The sequence below is a fragment of the Enterococcus sp. DIV1298c genome (assembly GCF_017316315.1).
GTDB lineage: Bacteria > Bacillota > Bacilli > Lactobacillales > Enterococcaceae > Enterococcus_B > Enterococcus_B mangumiae.
The window spans coordinates 1-21,336 of sequence record NZ_JAFLWG010000009.1 but is presented as its reverse complement, the minus strand read 5'-3'; the positions used below and the strand labels follow the sequence as shown (position 1 = coordinate 21,336).

At 40.9% G+C, this 21,336-nt stretch carries 18 protein-coding genes; all 18 read left to right on the top strand.

What is annotated here, in order from left to right:
- Positions 1–150 precede the first annotated feature (150 nt).
- The 18 genes from JZO83_RS02005 to JZO83_RS01920 all read left to right on the top strand — a co-directional run bounded on the left by JZO83_RS02005 (position 151) and on the right by JZO83_RS01920 (position 21,290).
- Positions 151–3,600, top strand: a complete 3,450-nt coding sequence (locus tag JZO83_RS02005; RefSeq protein ID WP_207114866.1) for a SpaA isopeptide-forming pilin-related protein — start codon at positions 151–153, stop codon at positions 3,598–3,600.
- On the top strand, positions 3,593–4,948 hold the full coding sequence (locus tag JZO83_RS02000) for a pilin N-terminal domain-containing protein (protein WP_207114865.1): 1,356 nt from the start codon (positions 3,593–3,595) through the stop codon (positions 4,946–4,948). The genes JZO83_RS02005 and JZO83_RS02000 overlap by 8 nt, the downstream gene beginning before the upstream one ends.
- The gene (locus JZO83_RS01995; RefSeq protein WP_207114864.1) at positions 4,938–6,803 is read left to right on the top strand and encodes a SpaA isopeptide-forming pilin-related protein; all 1,866 of its coding nucleotides are present in this window, start codon (positions 4,938–4,940) and stop codon (positions 6,801–6,803) included. The genes JZO83_RS02000 and JZO83_RS01995 overlap by 11 nt, the downstream gene beginning before the upstream one ends.
- 39 nt (positions 6,804–6,842) lie before the next feature.
- Entirely contained in the window at positions 6,843–7,688 is an 846-nt protein-coding gene (locus JZO83_RS01990) for a class C sortase (protein WP_207114863.1), read from the top strand.
- 91 nt (positions 7,689–7,779) lie between these two features.
- Positions 7,780–8,421, top strand: coding sequence for a hemolysin III family protein (locus JZO83_RS01985; RefSeq protein ID WP_206856717.1), 642 nt, complete (start codon positions 7,780–7,782; stop codon positions 8,419–8,421).
- A 273-nt stretch (positions 8,422–8,694) separates the two neighbouring features.
- Complete coding sequence (lysA, locus tag JZO83_RS01980; RefSeq protein ID WP_207114862.1) at positions 8,695–9,951, top strand: diaminopimelate decarboxylase; 1,257 nt, start codon at positions 8,695–8,697, stop codon at positions 9,949–9,951.
- Positions 9,938–10,744 carry a diaminopimelate epimerase gene (gene dapF / locus JZO83_RS01975; protein ID WP_207114861.1) on the top strand — a complete coding sequence of 269 codons (807 nt, stop codon included), beginning with the start codon at positions 9,938–9,940 and terminating at the stop codon, positions 10,742–10,744. Before lysA ends, dapF begins: the two co-directional genes overlap by 14 nt.
- Positions 10,741–11,622 carry a 4-hydroxy-tetrahydrodipicolinate synthase gene (gene dapA, locus JZO83_RS01970; protein ID WP_207114860.1) on the top strand — a complete coding sequence of 294 codons (882 nt, stop codon included), beginning with the start codon at positions 10,741–10,743 and terminating at the stop codon, positions 11,620–11,622. The genes dapF and dapA overlap by 4 nt, the downstream gene beginning before the upstream one ends.
- Complete coding sequence (gene dapB, locus JZO83_RS01965) at positions 11,619–12,338, top strand: 4-hydroxy-tetrahydrodipicolinate reductase (RefSeq protein ID WP_207114859.1); 720 nt, start codon at positions 11,619–11,621, stop codon at positions 12,336–12,338. Before dapA ends, dapB begins: the two co-directional genes overlap by 4 nt.
- A gap of 1 nt (position 12,339) precedes the next feature.
- Positions 12,340–13,035 carry a 2,3,4,5-tetrahydropyridine-2,6-dicarboxylate N-acetyltransferase gene (gene dapD, locus JZO83_RS01960; protein ID WP_206855344.1) on the top strand — a complete coding sequence of 232 codons (696 nt, stop codon included), beginning with the start codon at positions 12,340–12,342 and terminating at the stop codon, positions 13,033–13,035.
- A 20-nt stretch (positions 13,036–13,055) separates the two neighbouring features.
- The gene (locus JZO83_RS01955) at positions 13,056–14,051 is read left to right on the top strand and encodes an aspartate-semialdehyde dehydrogenase (protein WP_207114858.1); all 996 of its coding nucleotides are present in this window, start codon (positions 13,056–13,058) and stop codon (positions 14,049–14,051) included.
- Positions 14,048–15,397: an aspartate kinase gene (locus tag JZO83_RS01950; protein ID WP_206855363.1), complete on the top strand. Its 1,350-nt coding sequence runs from the start codon at positions 14,048–14,050 to the stop codon at positions 15,395–15,397. The genes JZO83_RS01955 and JZO83_RS01950 overlap by 4 nt, the downstream gene beginning before the upstream one ends.
- Positions 15,357–16,451, top strand: coding sequence for an amidohydrolase (locus JZO83_RS01945; RefSeq protein WP_207114857.1), 1,095 nt, complete (start codon positions 15,357–15,359; stop codon positions 16,449–16,451). Before JZO83_RS01950 ends, JZO83_RS01945 begins: the two co-directional genes overlap by 41 nt.
- A 35-nt stretch (positions 16,452–16,486) precedes the next feature.
- Positions 16,487–17,659, top strand: coding sequence for a pyridoxal phosphate-dependent aminotransferase (locus JZO83_RS01940; RefSeq protein WP_207114856.1), 1,173 nt, complete (start codon positions 16,487–16,489; stop codon positions 17,657–17,659).
- A gap of 121 nt (positions 17,660–17,780) precedes the next feature.
- Positions 17,781–19,160 (top strand): FAD-dependent oxidoreductase, encoded by a 1,380-nt coding sequence (locus JZO83_RS01935; RefSeq protein WP_207114855.1) that lies wholly within the window; start codon positions 17,781–17,783, stop codon positions 19,158–19,160.
- A 290-nt stretch (positions 19,161–19,450) separates the two neighbouring features.
- The gene (locus JZO83_RS01930; protein WP_207114854.1) at positions 19,451–19,732 is read left to right on the top strand and encodes a hypothetical protein; all 282 of its coding nucleotides are present in this window, start codon (positions 19,451–19,453) and stop codon (positions 19,730–19,732) included.
- A 138-nt stretch (positions 19,733–19,870) separates the two neighbouring features.
- A complete protein-coding gene (locus tag JZO83_RS01925; RefSeq protein ID WP_207114853.1) occupies positions 19,871–20,140 on the top strand; it encodes a hypothetical protein in 270 nt (89 codons plus the stop codon).
- A 322-nt stretch (positions 20,141–20,462) separates the two neighbouring features.
- Positions 20,463–21,290: a dihydrodipicolinate synthase family protein gene (locus JZO83_RS01920; protein ID WP_207114852.1), complete on the top strand. Its 828-nt coding sequence runs from the start codon at positions 20,463–20,465 to the stop codon at positions 21,288–21,290.
- Positions 21,291–21,336: the final 46 nt, after the last annotated feature.

The following is a 21,336-nucleotide window of genomic DNA, read 5'->3' as shown; positions in this document are numbered from 1 at the left end:
AATCATTTTAAAAAAGGGATATCGATTTAAAATAACTATAAATGAACATTTAGAAACCGAAGAGAAGAGATCTGGAAAAATTAGTGAATCTTTTCTTTTTTTTATATTATCTAATTGGATTTTAAAGTTTTTCTAAGGAGGTATCCATAAATGAAAAAGCGACGATATCTTGTCATTTGCACTCTTTTATCGTTATTCTTCATTGCCTATTTATATTCTCAAAAAGTAAAGATTGCAGCAGCAAATGAAGAAGGAGTGGTAGAGGTACTGAAGAATGAATATGGAGAAGTAAATCTCAAGCAATCTGGGCAACAGCTGACGATTTCTTATCGACTGAATGAGCAAAATCAAGAAAGGCGTTTTCTGTTCCAATTACATCCGAGTGATGTACCTGAAAATAATTTGCTTACTTCTTCTATTTCTCAGGAATACCAAGAATATAAGGATGAAGAACAACAAATATGGGTAGGTAGTGCTTTTTCACAAGGCGTGGGTGAAAAAGAATGGACGATCGATTTACCGGATACAAGTAAAGATTTTCAACTCAATATCCAGATAGAAGAAAAAACAGGTCAATTTCTTTTAGCCGAAGCAGTTTCTTATTCTTTTTCTATAGATAGCGAGAAGCAGAAAACTGCACAAACAAGTGAAGATACATCTGAAACCGTGAGCTCTTCTACAATTCAAGATACAACAGATGATTCATCCGCACCCAAAGAAGAATATCGGCCGTTTGATCAACCACAATTATTTGATGGAGAAAGTAATCGCAAAAGTTTGTCGACGATCGAACCGGAATATACCACAGATGAGCAAGGAACCTATCCGAAAGCGATGTGGCAACCTAAGAATAGTGAGAATGTCCGAAATCATCAAGGGAATCGTCAAGGACAAGCGCAATGGGATGGGCTGACTAAATGGGACGGCAATCCAACGAATCTGACCAATTCTTATATCGAATACGGTGGGGAAAAAGAAGAAGCCGATTACGCTATCCGAAAATTTGCTAACGAGACAGCCACACCCGGATTATTTGATCTGTACCTGAATGTTCGAGGAAATACCCAAAAAAATATCACTCCAATGGATGTTGTATTGGTCGTTGACTGGTCGGGAAGTATGAATGAGGAGAACCGTATTGTTGAGGTGAAAAATGCGATTGACCGGTTTGTTGATACGTTAACAGAAAGTGGAGTGACGGAAAAAATCAATTTAGGATACGTTGGTTTTTCCAGTGAAGGGTATGCGAACCGCTCGATCCCTATCGCAGGATTTGATTCTGTTAAAGAAGAGATCAAAGCAGCAACGCCAGCAACAACAAGTGGTGGTACGTTTACTCAAAATGGATTACGTCAAGCAGGTGAAATGTTATCGGAGCAAAATGGCCATAAAAAAGTAATCGTTTTACTAACAGATGGTGTTCCAACAAGTTCATATCAAGTAGCCAGTGTGGTGACTGAAGAAGACGGGAGTTATTATGGCGCAAGTTTTACCGATCATGTCGATCACCCCGACTATACTTCCAAAATTTCACTACCTTATCTCGTACCAGTCAAAGATCAAAATTTCCAATGGCGTTGGATCAATTCGACATTTACAGCCACGATTGGTGAAGCCATGGCACTGAAACAACGAGGGATCGAAATCCATGGTCTAGGTATCCAACTACACGGAGATGAAACAGAAGGTATCACGAAAGAGGAAGTAGAAAACCGGATGCGGAAGATGGTTTCCAGTGGTGAAGACGGTACGCTATATTATGAATCCGCAAATGAGTCTACGGATATTGCTGATTATTTAGCTAAAAAGGCTGTCCAACTTTCCGGAACAGTTGTTAACGGGAAAATCACTGATCCAATCGTTGAGCCATTCGTCTATGAAATAGAAAGTGCTTCTGTTAAAAGTGTAGGAACAAGTCCATTGTCCGTTGAACCTATTCTCACGATCGAGGATCAAACGATCCAAGTCGAACAGATCTATTTAGAAAAAGGGCAAGAACTCCAACTACACTATCAAGTCAGACTCCAAACGGAAAGCAAAACATTCGAACCGGACAAGTGGTATCAGATGAACGGCCTAACAACTTTTCAGCCGAAGTCTGACTCAGATGACATTGCAAAATTTGGTGTTCCGTCAGCGAAAGCGCCAAGTGTTACCCTTGGTTTCTTCAAAGAGTGGGAAGAGTTTGATCAAGATACGACGACTCGACCAGAAAAAGTGATCTATGAAATCAAACGGACAGGGGGCACTGCCCCGTCTAGCTGGGAAAGTGGCTATGTGCAACTGCGTCAGCCTGAAAAGGATGACACGAATGTTTGGGAACGAAAGAACATCACCAAACTGTTAGAAACCGATAAAGCAAGTCGTGAAACGCTCAGCTTACCAAAATACAACAATCAAGGACAAGAATTTCATTATGAGGCTGTGAACGAATTAAACGTACCAGGCTACAACTCAGAAAAAGTCAATGCAACAACTTGGAAAAATACGAAACAATTTGTTCCGTTAGATTTAAAAATCATTAAGACATCTTCCTCAGATGATCACCCCTTAAAAGGAGCAGTATTCCGAATAACGATTGAAGGAAAAGATATCCAGTTGCTTGACCATGAGGATGGCACCTATTCATTGCCAGAAGAGATACGATTGGAAAAAGAAAAATCCTATACATTGACAGAAGTTAGCGCACCCGCTGGACATGAAAAAGCAGAAAAGCAAACATGGGCGATCACTATTTCTAAAACCGGAGAAGTAACAGTAGATGATCAAAAAGCAACAGTTCTTGATCAAGTGATTCAATTGACGATCGAAAATCCATTTTCAGAGCTTCCGGTAGCGATCAGAAAGTACACCGAAAAAGACCAGCAAAAAGTAAACTTGGCAGGAGCGACTTTTGCATTACAACTAAAAGAAGATACTGGAAGCTATCGAACCTTAAAAGAGGAAGTGACCTCGTCCTCAGGATTGGCAGAATTCATGATACAAAAAGCGGGAGACTATCGCTTAGTAGAGACGGCAGGACCGAGTGGCTACGATACCGTTCCAGGAAATTACACATTTAAAGTTGATCCTTATGGAACGATTATATATGACGGAGAAAATGTGGAAGAGTCAGCAGTTTGGACATTGACGCATCACAATCAAATCAAACCGTTTGATTTAACGATTCTAAAGAAAACAGATACGGGTCAAGCTTTAAAAGGGGCAGTTTTCAGATTATCTGGTCCAACTGGACAAAGCGAATTGCCAAGTGATGAAACAGCAATCGATACGTTTGTTTTTAAGAACCTTGAACCTGGGGAGTACACATTAGAGGAAATCAAAACGCCAGAAGGTTATTTAGGCTTGGAGAAACCTTTGCAAATTGTTATCCAAACAGATGGAAAAGTGACGGTAGCTGGCGAACCAACAGAAGTTCAACTGCAAAGTGGCAGTAAAAATAACCAAATTCATTTGGCAATCACCAATCAGGCGTTGATTCCTTTGCCAGAAACAGGAGGAGCTGGCCGACTTGGTCTCCTTTTACTAAGCCTCAGTGCCATCGGTTCATTCATCATTTACTTATTGATGAACAAACGAGGGGACATATCAAGTGAGTAAAAAATATTGGCTTTTGTTGATGCTTCCGTTTCTATTGATTATTGGGTCTGCAAAGAGTACTGCTCAAACAGAAGAGAGGGTTCAATTGATTGTTCATACTGCCGACCTTATATCGGACAAACAAACGAACGAAAAAGCAAGTTTTGCCGTTTATGATGTGACAAAGGCATTTTATCAATTACGAAATAAAGGTTTCACGGTTGAAGAAACGCAACAAATCATTGCCCGACAAGGAACCTCGGCTGGCTCATTTCTAATGGAAAAGCAGACAAAAACAAGCGACAAAGGTGAAGACATAGTAATCTTCGACCTGTGTGAGTCTACCAATCAAACAGGGAATGTTTATTTAGTGAATGAAACTACTTGTTTTTCAGACGCTTTAATGGAAACGCAAAACTTAGTGATTGTTTTACCGCTTTATGATTCAGATGATCACCCACAAAAAGAAGTTCATCTTTACCCTAAGCTGAGTCAGGAAGCATCTACGACCGACTTTGAAAAAAAACTAATTGAAGAAAAAAATGATTATTCAATTGGCGAGCGTATTTGCTATCGATTGGAAATCCAGTTTCCTGAGGAGATAGCAATTGAAAAAACGTGTTTCGTTAATGACAATGCCGCGAAAGAATTGGAGTTATTGGCTGAAACTCTAGAGGTCTACAGTGAAAATAAACGATTGAAAAAACTTACGCTCCATAGTCATAGCCAAGGATTCAGCCTTGCCTTTAGTGGTCAAGACTTGCAAGAGCTAGCTGGTAAAACTGTAAAGGTCGACTATCAAATGCGATTACTAGATGAAGCAATTGCCGATCAACCAATCATCAACCAAGCCACATTAGATATCGGAACTGAATCATTAGTACAAAGCACTTACATTCGAACCGGAGGAAAGTGGTTTCAAAAAATCACAACAGATCAGGAATATCAGGCGCTGGAAGATGCGCTATTCTTGGTCAAAAATCAACAAGAAGAATACCTTCATGTGAAAGATGGAAAATATGATTGGAAAAGACGAGCCAGAGGTGCTCTAACATTGACGTCTGATCGCAATGGCTTGTTTTCCATCTCTGGCTTAGAAGACGGAGAATATTTGCTCGAAGAAATCAAAGCACCAAAAGGGTATGAAAAAAATTCGTCTGCTATCTCATTTACCGTCAAAAATATGTCTTATGCAATCAATGGACAGCCGAGCGAACCCTTGAAAATCACCAATAAGAAAAAAGAAACTCCCTTTTTATTTCCTAGAACAAATGAAGAAAAAATCAGTGTTGGTATTTTTGGTGGTGTATTGATCATAGGGAGTTTCATTATTTATCAAAAGAACAGGAGTAAGAAGAATGAAGAATAGCAAAAATCTTAAATCATTATTACTATGTTTTATTTCAGTACTTTCATTGGTTGCGTTGTTTCCGATCCAGCATGTATTTGCTGAAGGAACTGAAGCGGAAGTAGTGCTACACAAAAAGAAAATGCTAGATTTTCCCGTACAAAACATCCAAAATACAGGGAAAGAAATGGCTGAATTCAATGAATACCAAGGACTAGCTGATATCACATTCCATGTGTATGATGTGACCGAAGCATTTGCTGAAGCAAGAAAAAACGGAGCATCGATCGAAGAAGCAAAAACTTTGGTGCAATCACAGACTTCTGGTACAGCGCTTCTTTCAGGTACCACAAATGCGAATGGCGATCTTTCTTTCTCCTTGCCTAAACAGCAAGCTGGAAAAGATGCGGTCTATGTGATTGAAGAAGAAGCCAAATCAGGAGTGACTGCTAGTGCAAACATGGTAGTGGCTTTTCCAGTCTATGAATTGATCAAACAAGCAGACGGCTCTTACCAATACGGAACAGAAGAGCTCGAGACAATCCATTTATATCCTAAAAATATCGTTGAAAATAATGGGACACTGAACGTTAAAAAAATCGGTTCTGCTGAAGGAGAAGCATTGAACGGGGCAGAATTTATTCTCGTCAAAGAAGAGTCAGGAGCAAAAAAATATATCCAAAGCGTAGCACAAGGGATGTATACATGGACGACAGACAAATCAAAGGCGAAGCATTTTGTCAGTGGAAAAAGCTATGAAATAGGTGAAGAGGATTTTGTTGAAAAAGAGGCAGAGCAAGGGCAATTGCTCGTCACCAGCTTAGAGGTCGGAAATTATGTGCTAGAGGAAGTAAAAGCACCTGAAAATGCGGCGATGATCACGGAGCAGACGACGACACCATTTACAATCGTTGCCGGTAATCAAACACCAGTTGACCTCACAGTGAAAAACGATACGACGAACGTAGAAAAAACGACACCACAATTAGCTGGACAAGATGTAGCAATCGGTGAGCCAATCAATTATGAAATAACGGTCAATATACCTGTTGGGATTGCGGATAAAGAAGGTTCAGATAATAAGTATACCACCTTCCAATTGATCGATACCCATGATTCAGCATTAACATTTATGAACCAGTCGACAGGTGAGACAAGCTATGCTCTTTATGATGGCGATCAGCTGATTGATCCTAAAAATTATCAAATCAGCGAACAAACCAACGGCTTTACAGTGGCAATTAATCCAACGTATATCCCTTCATTGACTCCAGGCGGTACGTTGCGCTTTGTCTATTATATGTATTTGAATCAATTAGCGGAACCAACGCAAGGTTATAACAATAAAGCAAATGTTGATACAGGGCATACGACAGATCAAACACCACCAACGGTTGAAGTACTGACAGGTGGGAAACGATTTATTAAAGTAGATGGAGCAGTAGCTGATGTAAAACCACTAGCAGAGGCTTCGTTTGTGGTACGTGATCAAGATGCAACGACAGCGAAGTATTTAGTCATTGATCCAGTAACAAAAGCAGTGACCTGGACGACTTCACAGGAAGAAGCTACGATTTTTACAACAACAAGTGATGGATTAGTTGATATCACAGGATTGTCTTATGGAACTTATTATCTAGAAGAAACAAAGGCACCAAACAATTATGTGAAATTAACTGAACGAATTGCTTTTAAGGTAGATCAGCAATCCTATGCGGTTGCAGGTGAATTGATTACGCCAGAAAAAGTACCAAACAAACACAAAGGAACCTTACCAGCAACTGGTGGCAAAGGGATTTCATTGTATATTGGTTTAGGTGTCATGTTACTGACGATAGTAGGTATCTATTGGATGAAAAGACAAAAAGCGGAATAATCTCAAACAAAGAATAAACGGATAGCTGAGGGGAATAAAATGAAGCAAAAGAAAAGACGTATGTTAGATCTGATCATGCTCTCAGTATTTTTTATCGGCGTCCTCAGCTTAGCTTATCCTTTCGTCAGTGATACGCTGAATGATTATCTCGATCAACAAGTCATCAAAAATTATCAGAAAAAGGCAAAAGCTGAACATGCATCAGTGATTGCCGATTTGCAAAAGGAGATGCTTGAAAAAAATAAAAAGCTAGCGTCAAAGGAAGCCTTACCAGAAGCAGAGCCATTCTCTACAAAAAAAGAAGAAGATCAAAAATCTCTGAAATCTTATATTGCGTCACATACCGTTGGTGTTTTGACGATCCCCAAAATCAATGTCAACTTACCGATTTTTGATCAAACGACATCGAAATTATTGGAAAAAGGCGCATGTTTACTTGAAAACACCTCTTATCCCATCGGAGGCTTATCGACACATGCGGTACTTTCTAGCCACCGAGGCTTGCCACAGGCAAAATTATTCACCGATTTGCCTCGATTACGAATCGGAGATCGCTTTTTTATTGAAATCAATGGACAGTATCTTGCGTATCAAGTCGATCAAATCAAAACTGTAGCACCTACTGAGACAGAAGCACTGCAAATCCAAGAGAATCAAGATTTAGTGACCCTCGTTACTTGTACGCCTTACATGATCAATAGTCACCGTTTATTGGTGCGCGGACATAGAATCGCTGTTGAACAAGAAGAGATAGAGGCTTCATTAGCAAAAGTAAAACAAGCAAAAAGGTCGAATTTTTTAAGGGTGAATGCCTTGATCAGTGTGCTTTTGTTGCTATTTTTGGTGATGCTGATAAAATATTTTACAAAAGTGTTTAAAAAATGATATAGTTTTAGAAACTAGATGTAAAAGTTTTTGTAAACAGCAAATCCATCGTGTATAATGAAATAGAACAAATGAAACGGAGTGGATCAAGATGGAGATAGAATTTAGTCGAAAGTACCAAATCGTCAATGAAGTATTAAATGCAGTGACACATGGGATCGCAGCCTTATTAAGTCTGCTTTGCTTTAATCTGCTGATGGATCGAGCCCATACGACCTTAGATTATGTCGCTTTTGCGATTTATGGTAGTTCACTTTTTCTGCTTTTCTTTTCCTCGACCTTATTCCACAGCCTGATTTTTACGAAGGCAAAGAAAGTGTTCCAAGTATTTGATCATTGTTCGATCTACCTCTTGATCGCAGGGACCTATACGCCATTTTGTCTCCTAGTCGTACAAGGAACGACGGGTCTGATCTTACTTAGTATCATCTGGGCAACCGCAGTGATCGGGATTATTTATAAATGTTTGACGTTAACGAAAACAAATAAAGTATCGAAAGTTTCAACAATCATTTACAATGTGATGGGCTGGGCGATCATCGTTGTATTACCTAAGCTTTATCAGAATATCGATTTGACTGGCTTGCTACTCTTAGTTGCTGGAGGAATCGCTTATTCTGTAGGCTCACTCTTTTACAGTATGAAAAGCAGAAGATTCACTCATGTGATCTGGCATTTATTTGTCATGTTAGGTGCGGCGTTGATGTTTTTAGCTATTTATGTGAGCAATTGATGTTGAATAAAGGACGACAAAAAAACTGACTAAACCAATAGTCAGTTTTTTTTGTGCATTCTAAGAAAATCATGTGAAAATAATACTTGTTTTTTTATTTAGGTTGCGAGTTATACAATAAAATTGAAAAAATAAACATTTTTACAGAAAATAGCGATTTAAACTAGACAATTCAAACAAATTTGTTTAATATTATTCAAATAAAATTCAAATTATAATCTAACGATATGTCAATTTGATGAGAAAATATTTTTTGAAAAGAGGGAAATGAGAATGACAGAATTAATGATCGGCGAAATTCCAGTGAGTCAACTAGCAAAAGAATATCAAACACCCCTATATGTGTATGATGAAAAAAAGATGGAAGAAACGATAAAGTCGTTTAAGCTGAACTTTGATTCTGATTCTTTTCAAACAAAGGTCTTATATGCCTCTAAAGCCTTTCAAACAGTCGAATTGCTGCGGATGATCGCTGAGCAAGGGCTAGGTTTAGATGTGGTAAGTGGTGGAGAGATCTACACTGCCTTACAAGCGAAGTTTCCTGTCGAGGAGATTTACTTTCATGGCAACAATAAGACGATCGACGAGTTAAGGTATGCCATTGAAAATGATATTCTGCATTTTGTGGCGGATAACGGGATGGAAGTCGAAGTCTTGGAAGAATTAAGTCGCGAATACCAGAAAAATCTACAGATCATGTTGCGATTGAACGTGGGGATCGAAGCGCATACACATGAATATATCGTTACAGCGCATATCGATTCTAAATTCGGTATGTTGTATGATAGCGAAGTTTGCCAACAAGCGATCACACGTATCCAGCAAAGTGACTTTCTTACTTTGGAAGGATTCCATGCACATATCGGTTCACAAATCTTTGATATGACTGCGTGGTTAGCTGAAATCGATCAATTAGTGACCTATCTGGCAGATTTCCAACAACCACTTTCTTTAAATCTAGGCGGTGGCTTTGGTATCCGCTATACCGAAGCGGACACGCCGTTGCCTATTGCAGAATCAGTCAAGCATCTTGTGACGCATACAGAAAAGGCATTAGCTGAAAAAAATTTGACGATCGATCGCTTATTGATTGAACCGGGGCGAAGTATCGTGGGCGAAGCCGGAACGACACTTTATACAGTTGGCTATATCAAAGAAACGCCGCACAAAAAATATTATTTCGTCGATGGTGGGATGACCGATAATATTCGTCCGGCGCTTTATCAAGCAGAATACACCTGTGATCTGGCAAATAAACTTGACGTTGAAAAAACGGAAAAAGTAACGATTGCAGGGAAAATGTGTGAATCAGGTGATGTCGTGATCCAAGAAACGCAGTTGCCTCCCGCAGAACCAGGGGATCTTTTGGCAGTATATGCGACAGGGGCATACGGTTATTCGATGAGCAGCAACTATAATCGCGCGCTTCGCCCAGCTGTCGTTTTTGTCAAAGATGGCGTGTCACGAGAAGTCGTTCGTCGACAAACTTATGCAGATCTATTGAGAGGAGAAGTCTATGCAGATTTATAAATACAACGGGTGTGGCAATGACTTTATTCTTTTAGATTATGATGAAACGATCGACTATAGTCGTTTGGCGGAGCAATTATGCGCACCGACTGCTTACGATACAGACGGTTTGATTGCGGTCAAAACAACGCCTTTAGAAATGATCTATTACAATAAAGACGGCAGTCGTGCGCCAATGTGTGGCAACGGGATTCGCTGTTTTGCAAACTATGTCAGTGACCAACGATTGGTTGAAGATACCCAATTTGCAGTCAAAACTCTTGCTGGGATGATCCATGTGACGATCCATTCACGTGATCCTTTTTATTGCACGGTTGATATGGGAGAGCCAGATTATCGCCCAGAGAAGGTAGCGGTGGAGCAAGCAGATCCTATCATCAAACAAACATTGACGGTCGACAATCGAGAAGTGGTACTGACTAGTGTATTCATGGGAACGATCCATACGGTTGTTTTTGTTGACGATGCAATCGCTGAATTATCGAAAGATATGGGAGAGAAGCTTTGTCATCACCCCATGTTCAAGGAGAAAACAAACGTCAATTTTGTCCAATTTGTCAATGAAGAAGAATTGATCGTTCGTACGTATGAGCGAGGGGTCGGTTGGACGCTTGCTTGCGGGACAGGCTGTTGTGCAGCTTACGTCGTCGCAAGAGATCAAGGCTATCTCTCAGGATCACAAGCCACGATCCATTTGGAACAAGGCGATTTACAGATTTCTGGCGATGAAACGATCACGATGGCGGGACCGGCCACATATGAATGGCACAAAAATTTGGAGGTAGAGGCATGATCAAAGGATCGATTGTTGCATTAGTGACACCGATGACGGAAACAGGAGCAGTAGATTATCGAGGATTGGAGCAGTTGATTGCTTTTCATCTTAACGAACAAACAGACGGGTTACTTGTCCTTGGAACAACAGGTGAATCACCGACACTTTCAGACGAAGAAGAGGAAGAGATTTTACGATTCACTGTTGAAAAAGTCAATGGACGTATTCCGGTGATTGCTGGTGCAGGATCAAATGCAACGGCGAAAACGGTCAAAAAAGTCCAACGCTTTGCTGAACTAGGGGCAGACCAATTATTAGTGATCACTCCTTATTACAATAAAACGAGCGATGTAGGATTACTCGCTCATTTTCAAACGATTGCTGATGCTTCCTCGTTACCCATCATCTTATACAATGTACCGTCACGAACAGGAATGACGATTGCGTTACCCGTACTAGCGGAATTAGCGAAGCATCCACAAATCATTGGGATCAAAGAAGCTTCTGGAGACATGTCCTATACGATGGAAGTCGCGCAACTGATTGATGAAACATTTGCGCTTTACAGCGGCAACGATGATCTGATCTTGCCTGTATTGAGTGTTGGTGGCATCGGCGTGATCAGTGTTTGGGCAAATATCCAGCCAAAAGTAGTCCATGAATTAGTCCATGATTACTTGAATGGAAATAGTCATTCAGCGAAAGAAAAACAATTGACCCATTTAGCGTTGATCAACGCCTTATTCAGTGAAACGAATCCGATCCCAGTGAAAGCCGCGATGAACCATTTAGGTTTACCAGCTGGGCCGTTACGTTTGCCGTTGAGCGCATTAGGCGAGGAAAAGAAGCAACAGTTGATCGCCTTATTAGCAGAAAATGGAGGGGCAAATAGATGAATATAGGGATCATTGGAAATGGGAAAATGGGCAAACGAATTGCAGAAGTCACCGAAGAATATCAGCACCAGCCATTGACGTTGTCTCAATCCTTACAAGCAACGGATACGTTGACGTTTGAGCAGACACCGGAGGTCATCATTGATTTTTCTCATCCTGATGGTTTGGAGAAAATCTTACAATATAGTCAAACACATAGTGTACCATTGGTGATTGGCACAACCGGTTATACCGAAGAACAATTCGCTCAAATCGCTGAAGCTGCGCAAACGATCCCTGTCCTTTACAGTGCCAATTTTTCACTAGGGATCACGGTGATGAACCGCTTGATCAAACAAGCCGCTCAAGACTTAGCAACTTGGCAAATCGAATTGATCGAAAAACACCACAGTCAAAAAAAAGATGCACCTTCAGGCACAGCGAAGCGATTAGTGGAAACACTCCAATCTGTCAGAGACTTGACACCGGTCTATCAGTGGACAGATCAACCACGCGAAGACCAACAAATCGGTGTCCATAGCCTGCGTGCAGGCTCTTTTCCTGGAGAACATGAAGTCATCTTTGCAACGAAAGATGAAGTCCTTTCAGTGAAACACGAGGCCTTTTCCAATCGCATTTTTGCGGAAGGAGCAGTCCACGTAAGCATCTGGTTGGCCGAACAGTCAGCCGGTTTATATCAATTAGAAGATTTATTTGTACCTAGAGGAGGAGCCTAAGTTGAACGCACAAGAAATCATTCGTTTTATTCAGACAGCAGAAAAAAAGACCCCAGTCAAAGTTTATTTAAATGTATCAGAACCTATCGAGTTTCCGAACGCGAAAGTATTTGGTGAAGCGCATAGTCCGATCGTTTTTGGTGATTACAAAGACATTGCACCAGTCTTAGAAAAAGAAGCGGAGAAAATCTTAGCGATCGAACTTGAACAAACAGCAAGAAATAGTGCAGTTCCTTTATTGGATATCAAAGACATCAACGCTCGGATCGAGCCAGGTGCCGTCATTCGTGACCAAGTGACCATCGGAGATCAAGCAGTGATCATGATGGGCGCTGTGATCAATATCGGTGCTGAAATCGGGGAACATAGCATGATCGATATGGGGGCGATCTTAGGCGGACGTGCGACTGTCGGCAAGAATTGTCATATCGGTGCAGGTGCTGTGTTAGCTGGGGTCATCGAGCCAGCTTCTGCGCAGCCAGTAATCATCGAAGACGGTGTATTAGTTGGTGCGAACGCGGTCATCGTCGAAGGTGTCCGTGTCGGTAAAAATGCAGTCGTCGCAGCAGGCGCTGTCGTTTTAGAAGATGTAGCACCTGAGACGGTCGTTGGTGGGACACCTGCACGTGTGTTGAAAATAAAGGATGACCAAACCAAAGAAAATACCGCCTTGATTGAAGCATTACGAGAATTGTAGACAAAGAAAGGATGAAAAACATGCGCGAAATAGATACCTGTATTGTCGGAGCGACGGGATTAGTCGGTCAAACTATGTTAAGAGTATTAGAGGAGTACGATTTTCCAGTAGGAAAACTCAAGCTTTTAGCATCCAAACGCTCTGCGGGGAGTCTGTCTGTGTTTAAGGGGAAAGAATATGTGGTCGAAGAATTGACGGAGACTTCTTTTTCTGGGTATGATTTAGCGCTTTTTTCAGCTGGAGCATCCGTATCTCAAACATTTGGTCCCATTGCACGTCAAGCTGGCTTAGTAGTCATCGATAATTCTTCAGCATGGCGAGAAGATCCTGCAATCCCATTGATCGTGCCTGAAGTAAATCTAGAGGACCATGCGTTAGATCCGTTGATCGCAAATCCAAATTGCTCGACGATCCAGTCCGTCTTACCGCTTAAAGCGTTACAAAATACGTTTGGTGTGACACGTGTCAACTACACGACCTATCAAGCTGTATCGGGTTCCGGTCAACAAGGGATCGTTGATCTACAGGCGACCAAAAATGGTGAACCAGCCACTTTTTATCCTCATGACATCAGTCAAACGGTCATCCCTGAAATCGATCGTCCCATGGAAAATAGGTATACTAAAGAAGAACAAAAAATGATCAATGAAACGAAAAAAATCCTGCATCAGCCAGATTTACCAGTATCTGCGACTTGTGTGCGTGTACCGATTGAAAATGGTCACGGTGTTTCGATTGCCGTAGTATTAGAAAAGGAATTTTCACTGGAACAGATCCGTGCTTGCTTCCAGCAGTTTCCAGGGATCTTGGTCGTCGACAACTTAGAAGAACACCAATATCCTACGAGTACGTTGGCGAAAGATACCGATCAAGTATATGTTGGGCGTATTCGCCGCGACTTGTCGGTTGAAAATGGGCTGCTTTTTTATACAGTGGCAGACAATATCCGCAAAGGAGCGGCAGCTAACGCTGTTCAAATCGCCCGGGCACTTCTTCAAGAGGGGGTCCTTGCATGAAAGTAGCAAAATTTGGGGGCAGCTCGATGTCTCATGAAGAACAATTCCGTAAAGTCCGTGAGATCGTTCTAGCTGATCCTAGCCGAGAAGTCGTTGTGGTTTCTGCTCTAGGTAAAAGAACGGATGAAGATGATAAAGTGACGGATTTACTCTATTTGATCCATGCGTACCTCCAGCACAATGTCGATTGGACTCCATTATGGGAACGGATCACAGAACGTTTTATTCAAGTCAGAGATCTGTTAGCCCTTGATTTTCCCATTGAAAAAGAGCTAGCGACGATCGAAAGACAATTGAAAGAAGAAAAAGTGACGATCGATTATCTCGTCAGTCGCGGGGAATATTTGACTGCCCGCTTGATGGCGGAATATTTAGAGTATGGCTTTGCCGATGCGGGTGAACTGATTTACTTCGATTATGAAGGTGGCATCGATTTTACACGTACAGAAGAAGCCGTACGTGAAATGTATCAAAAACAGCAAAAGTTGATCGTGCCAGGATTTTATGGTGCCAATCCAGCAGGAAAAGAAAAATTACTTGGCCGAGGCGGCAGCGATATTACGGGTTCTGTTTTAGCAAGTGTCTTACACGCCGACCTTTATGAAAACTGGACGGATGTTTCTGGCATCATGATGGCAGACCCCAGAATCATCGACTCGCCAAAAGTCATTGAAGAGATCTCTTTTCGGGAATTACGAGAAATGGCGTATATGGGCGCCAATGTCTTGCACGAATCAGCGGTCTTTCCTGTCCAAGAAGCTGATATCCCGATCCAAATCAAAAACACGAATCGCCCGAATGACCATGGCACAAAAATCTCCAATCATGAAGTCGAAAAAGAAAATGGCTTGACTGGGATCGCCGGGCGGAAAGATTTTCTTTCGATCACCTTGTTCAAACGACACATGTCAGATGAAATCGGGTTTATTTGGAAAGCAATGAGTATTTTTGCAAAACACGGGATTTCAATCGAACATATCCCGTCTGGTATCGACAATATCGGTGTCGTCGTTTCAGCTGAATTGATCATGGATAAATTATTTTTGATCACGAAAGAATTGCGTGAAGAATTAGGCGTAGAAGAGATCGAGGTGATTGAAGATCTCGCATTGATTTCGGTTGTAGGCGGTCCTCATAAAGAACCGATCGGACTTTCTGGAAAAGTGTTGTCGATTTTGAACGAGTTAGAAATCAGAACCTCGATTCTTTCGCAAGGGGCGCAAGAGTTGAATTTAATCATCGGCGTACCCAATGCGCAATATGAAACCGTGGTAAAAGGAATCTATGAAGGGATGGTGAAGCGACATGTTGGCAGCACATCGAATGGCGTTACATCAAATTCCTGAACTTGGGTTTCAAGAATTTAAAACGAAGGAATACCTTTACGAACAAATCAAAAACTGTGGTGGCGTGATTCATGAAATCGATGCAACAGGCTTGTTGGTCTATTTTGATCAGCAACAAGCGACCACGATTGCTTTTCGGACAGACATCGATGCGTTACCGATCACGGAAGCCACAGGGTTACCTTTTGCTTCTACACATCCAGGATTCATGCACGCATGCGGACACGATGGCCATATGGCGATGCTTTTAGGATTGACTGACTATATTGCTACGCATCGACAAGAGATGCAACACAATATCGTCTTGATCTTTCAACCGTCTGAAGAAATTGCTGGTGGAGCAGAGAGTGTGATCCGTTCTGGGTTGCTGGAACATTACAATGTCCAGGCAATCTTCGGCTTTCATTTATGGCCAGGTTTACCAGAAGGCAAAGTATTCTCACGCCCTGGTGCATTGCTGGCGCAAAGTAGCGAAACGGATATCATTGTCCAAGGCAGATCGGCACACGTCGCATCCAGCAGCCAAGGCATCGACAGTTTAGAAGCAGCCGTGCGTTTTATGAAAGAAGTCTATGATTTTGACGAATCTTTGCCAGCAAATCTTGAACATCTTTTAAAATTCGGCCAGATCACAGGCGGTACGATCCGCAATGTCTTAGCCAATGAAGTGGTGATTTCAGGAAGCATTCGTTCTTACAGTCGCAAGACACAAACAGACTTAAAAGCGCAATTAGCACGACTAGCAGAAGAATTCCAACAAACTTCTCAAGCAAAGATCTCCTTTCGCTATAATGACGGGTACCCTGCTGTGCGCAATGATGAAAAGTTGTATGCGGCACTTGCTCATTCAGAACTATTACATGAATTAGCTGAGCCTGTCTTACAAGCAGAAGATTTCGGCGTCTATACGGAACACTATCCTTGTGTCTTTTTCTTTCTAGGTGTAGGCGATACGCCCGCACTTCATGATGCGATATTTGATTTTGATATGTCCGTTTTAGAAAAAGGCTTGGAATGGTACAAAACAATCCTTTACACCAAGGAACTTTTCTGAAAAAATAAGGATAGTAACCAAAAGGGGAGAAGTCTATGAATTTACACCATCGTTTTAATCCAAGGCTGGCTAAAGTCGAAGTCTCACAGATCCGGATGTTCGATCAACAGATCTCAAGTATTCCAGATATCATCAAATTGACATTAGGTGAGCCTGACTTTTCAACACCGGAAGCAGTAAAAGAAGCTGGTATCACAGCAATCAAAGAAAACTATTCCCATTATACAGGGATGAGAGGTTTACCAGAATTATGCGAGGCAGCTTGTTTCTTCCAAAAAGAACGTTACGGTCTTTCCTATGATCCACAAACGGAAGTACTGACAACGATCGGCGCCACAGAAGCGATTGCGACAGCTTTATTAGCTGTCTTAGAAGAAGGCGATAAAGTGTTGATCCCAGCACCTGCCTATCCTGGTTATCAACCAATCGTTGATCTAGCAGGCGCAGAATTGATCACGATCGATACCTCAGAAACTGGTTTTATTTGCCAACCTGAGCAACTAGAAGAAGCGTTTGCCAAATACGGAGACGAGATCAAAGCAGTTATCTTGAACTATCCAAGTAATCCAACTGGAACATTATTATCCGCTGAACAAATGAAGAAGCTTGCGGAAGTCTTGCGTCAACATCCAGTTTTTGTCATCAGTGATGAAGTGTATGCCGAGCTGAATTATGTTGGGGAGCATGTATCGATTGCGACGTATCTGCCAGAACAAACAATTGTCGTGAATGGGCTATCTAAATCCCATGCCATGACAGGTTGGCGGATTGGCTTTCTTTTTGCCCAAAAACCGGTGATCGATGAATTGATCAAAGTCCATCAATATTTAGTGACTTCTGCCACAACGATTTCTCAAAAAGCAGCGATCGAAGCACTGACAAAAAGTATGGATGAAGGCGAAAAAATGAAAGCCCGCTACGTTGAACGTCGGGATTATCTATTGCCTCAGCTTACAGCATTAGGATTTCAAATCTCTCAACCAGACGGCGCGTTTTATTTGTTCTGCCGCTTACCAGAAACCATCCAGATGAATTCGTGGGACTTTTGTTTAGCACTCGCAGAACAAGGCAAAGTTGCCTGTATCCCTGGTTCTGCTTTTGGACCAGAAGGCGAAGGCTTTATTCGGATCTCTTATGCAAGTGGTATGGACGATCTGCAAGAAGCGTGTAGACGCATTGGTACATTTTTAACAGAACTCGAAAAATAATGATAAAATAACAGAACTTACTTTTTAGGCAAGCCTTTTCATTTGCTTTATTAGAAGATGAATGATATCGTGAAAATGTTTAGGATGTTTCTAAACAATTGTTATGAGGAGGGTCTTGTCAATGGAAAAAACGAAAGTAATTATTGTCGGTGCATCACATGGAGGTCATCAATCCATTTTAGAATTACTGTCTAGATACGGAGAAAATGTTGATATCACTTTGTTTGAAGCAGGCGACTATGTTTCATTTATGTCATGCGGTATGGAGTTATATTTAGAGGATCAAGTCACTAGTGTGAATGACGTCCGCAACTTCAGACCAGAAAACTTTCCACAACCAAATGTGGGTATATTAAATAACCACGAAGTAAAAACAATCAATGCAGATAAAAAAACAGTAACAGTTACACGTAAAGAAGATGGACATACTGAAGAGTATGCTTATGATAAATTGATTTTGAGTTCAGGTGTTAAACCAAACTCACTACCTGTTCCAGGAACAGACTTGGAAAATGTGTATTTGATGCGTGGCTACAATTGGGCAACGAAAATCAAAGAACGCATGACAGACCCAGCAGTGAAAAAAGTAGCTGTTATCGGTTCAGGTTACATCGGGATCGAAGCTGCAGAAGTTTTCTTGAATGCAGGGAAAGAAGTTACATTAATAGATATGATCGATCGTCCTTTAGGTACTTACTTAGATAAGGAAATGACAGATATCTTAGAAGCACACTTGAAAGAAAAAGGGATGAACATCAAAACGGGTGTGAACATCAAAGCATTTACTGGTGACGGTAAAGTAGCTGCAATCGAAACAGAGAGTGGTACGATCGAAACTGATTTGATCATCCAAGCTGCCGGTGTCAAACCGAACACTGAATGGTTGCAAGGAATCGTGGACTTAGATGAACGTGGCTGGATCATCACAGACGAATATCTACAAACAAACTTACCTGATGTTTATGCGGTAGGGGATGCGACACTTGCTTACTCGATCCCAGCAGGCAAAAAAGTGCCGATCGCATTGGCAACAGTTGCACGTAGAGAAGCACGCTATGTGGTCCAACATTTATTTGAACAAACACCAAGCAAACCATTTGGAGGCTTAGTCGGCTCATCTGCGTTACGTGTGTTTGACTATCACTTTGCTGCAAGTGGTTTGAACAGCTTCACAGCTGATCGTGCAGGCGTAGCAATCAAAACTTCCTTCTACGAAGATACGATCCGTCCAAAATTCGTACCAGAAGAATTTGGCAATGCGAAAGCAGCCGTACAATTAGCGTATGATCCATTTACGCACCAATTGCTAGGTGGAGCAGTATTATCAACGAAAGATATTACTCCTCAAGGAAATGTTTTGGCTTTAGCCATCCAACAAAAATTAACGATCGAAGACTTGGCGGAAGCAGACTTCTTCTTCCAACCAGGACACGACCGTCAATGGAGCCTACTAAACTTAGCCGCACAACAAGCGCTAGGTGAAGAGCCATTTGTAGAGTAGAAACTGATTTTAAATAGTATTAGATACGGAATAACAGGTGGATGGATTCATCCATTCTGTTGTTCCGTTTTTTTATTCGTTCATAGTTTTTTGATTTAGACGAATGAATGTAGTGACGATTATGCTGTTAAAACCGCTTTTTAGGAATGAGATGAAAAATTTTTATATTTTTTGATATGATTAAATTAGTAGTTATTTTAATTTGTTAAAGTAACATTTTAGTATTTGGCGTACATATAGTTGTAGGGAAGTAGTGATTACTATTTATACATAGAATGGAGAGATGAAAGATGACCTACGTTCGAATAATCAAAATCATCCAACTGGTTTTATTGGCGCTAAGCATCTATTTTGCTGCAATGAAAGATACGATCTATCTCACTCTGATCATGCTAACAATATTGCTCGAATATGCCCAACCTAACCGACCTAAAATCCCCTATAAGTCCAGACGAAAATCAATCTATCTACCGAATCAAACCTATGGAACGGAAGTGACATTTGAGCTGATTCTGACGATTTTAGTTCTTATTATTTGCTCCATTTTAGAATTTGAATTGTATCATTTTTAGAAAAAGAAATAGTTTGAAATACGTCTAAATACTTTAAATCATTGTTTCTCTCGTTTTAAGAATTAGTAATAAAAATAAATACATAAAAGGAATGATTCACTTCGGTTTTTAGTAGACGAATAGAATGGAGGAGAGAAAATGACCTACGCTAGAATACTCAAAGGTACTAGTTTGATTTTATTAGCTTCAAGCATCTATTTTGCGGTACAACAAAATCCTATTTATTTCACACTGATTTTATTATCGATACTTATTGAGTCTGCTCAACCCAACCGCCCTAAGATCCCTTATCAATCGAAACGAAAAGCAATCTATCTGCCAAACCAAACGTATGGAACGGAAGTGAAGGTTGAATTTGTTTTGACGGTTCTAGTCGCAATTCTGTGTTTTGTTTTGGCGACAGGATAAGGGCTGGAACTCAGAAAAGCATAAAAGGTTAGGCCAATTTATAGGCTCTAAAAAACAGAACAATCAACGAATGAATCGATACTCCAAAACTATCTTTGGAGTATCGGTTCTTTTTTGTAGAGGGGGATATGTTTGAGACAAGCATAACATTCATTTTTGTTGTATTCCTTAATACTGAATAAACGGCGGGAGCAGAAGTTACCTTTTCTGTCCCGACTTCCGTTATATGGTTATCACTGTTTATAGTTGTTTCACCTAACTGCAAAATATTTCTGTCAGGTATGTTAAACTATTCCTAAATCAAAGAAACTGAGGTGTTCGCATGTCTCTTACTCAAAACTATCATATAGCTGTTCCTACAGCTTTTTATCCAGATGAAACGTTGAACATCGATGCAACGTTTGCTCATATCGAATACTTAGCAAATAAAGGCGTAAAATCGGTTTTGGTGTGTGGCTCTACTGGCGAACAGCATTCGCTAACAGTTCAAGAAAAAATAGCCATGATTGAACAGCTTCCTAAATTGAAGGTCGCTAACGACTTTGAGCTGATTTTTGGGTTAGCGAGTATTCGCCAAAAAGAAGCGGAATTACTTGCAGAAAAAATCGATCAATCAACTATCATCAAAGGGATATTATTAGGTTTCCCGCCCTATATTTTACCTAGTCAGGCGGAAGCCTTTGCTTATGCTTCGAAGCTGATCTTGTTGAGTAATAAACCAACGATTATTTACAATAACCCGCTTCGCACAGGTTTTAGCTGTTCTCTTGAAACTTACATTGAACTATTGAAAGAGGAACGAGTCATCGGTATAAAAGAGGCGGGTGATCCAACGACTGTCCAAGAGCTACTTGCTCGAACATCAAAGGAACTGCACATCTATGCAGGAGGAGAAAAAGAATTAGCACGAAAGATTGACTTAGGTTTTAATTGCTTGTCTTCGATTGCAGGCAACTTGTATCCGCAAGAGATTGAGCAATGGTTTAATGCACGACTAGAAAAGCAAACATTGCCTAGTGATCATTTGCTTGTTGAAAAAATCGATGAACTTTATGCGCAGAGTGTTTTGCCATTTATTAAAAAAGAAATCGCTGAAAAGGAAAAAATTGCCTTTGGCGGCTGTCGCAATCCATTAGGTACGCTGTCATAAGTCAAAATCAAGCTGTACTTATAAAGAAGCACTGATAATCGAAAAC

What these genes read in the sequence shown, in the direction of transcription:
- lysA (WP_207114862.1), top strand. Translation starts at nt 8,695, where the DNA reads ATGACAGAATTAATGATCGGCGAAATTCCAGTGAGTCAACTAGCAAAA.
- JZO83_RS01940 (WP_207114856.1), top strand. Translation starts at nt 16,487, where the DNA reads ATGAATTTACACCATCGTTTTAATCCAAGGCTGGCTAAAGTCGAAGTC.
- JZO83_RS01950 (WP_206855363.1), top strand. Translation starts at nt 14,048, where the DNA reads ATGAAAGTAGCAAAATTTGGGGGCAGCTCGATGTCTCATGAAGAACAA.
- dapF (WP_207114861.1), top strand. Translation starts at nt 9,938, where the DNA reads ATGCAGATTTATAAATACAACGGGTGTGGCAATGACTTTATTCTTTTA.
- dapA (WP_207114860.1), top strand. Translation starts at nt 10,741, where the DNA reads ATGATCAAAGGATCGATTGTTGCATTAGTGACACCGATGACGGAAACA.
- JZO83_RS01995 (WP_207114864.1), top strand. Translation starts at nt 4,938, where the DNA reads ATGAAGAATAGCAAAAATCTTAAATCATTATTACTATGTTTTATTTCA.
- JZO83_RS01935 (WP_207114855.1), top strand. Translation starts at nt 17,781, where the DNA reads ATGGAAAAAACGAAAGTAATTATTGTCGGTGCATCACATGGAGGTCAT.
- JZO83_RS02005 (WP_207114866.1), top strand. Translation starts at nt 151, where the DNA reads ATGAAAAAGCGACGATATCTTGTCATTTGCACTCTTTTATCGTTATTC.
- JZO83_RS01955 (WP_207114858.1), top strand. Translation starts at nt 13,056, where the DNA reads ATGCGCGAAATAGATACCTGTATTGTCGGAGCGACGGGATTAGTCGGT.
- JZO83_RS01990 (WP_207114863.1), top strand. Translation starts at nt 6,843, where the DNA reads ATGAAGCAAAAGAAAAGACGTATGTTAGATCTGATCATGCTCTCAGTA.
- JZO83_RS01925 (WP_207114853.1), top strand. Translation starts at nt 19,871, where the DNA reads ATGACCTACGCTAGAATACTCAAAGGTACTAGTTTGATTTTATTAGCT.
- JZO83_RS01985 (WP_206856717.1), top strand. Translation starts at nt 7,780, where the DNA reads ATGGAGATAGAATTTAGTCGAAAGTACCAAATCGTCAATGAAGTATTA.
- JZO83_RS01945 (WP_207114857.1), top strand. Translation starts at nt 15,357, where the DNA reads ATGTTGGCAGCACATCGAATGGCGTTACATCAAATTCCTGAACTTGGG.
- JZO83_RS01930 (WP_207114854.1), top strand. Translation starts at nt 19,451, where the DNA reads ATGACCTACGTTCGAATAATCAAAATCATCCAACTGGTTTTATTGGCG.
- JZO83_RS01920 (WP_207114852.1), top strand. Translation starts at nt 20,463, where the DNA reads ATGTCTCTTACTCAAAACTATCATATAGCTGTTCCTACAGCTTTTTAT.
- dapB (WP_207114859.1), top strand. Translation starts at nt 11,619, where the DNA reads ATGAATATAGGGATCATTGGAAATGGGAAAATGGGCAAACGAATTGCA.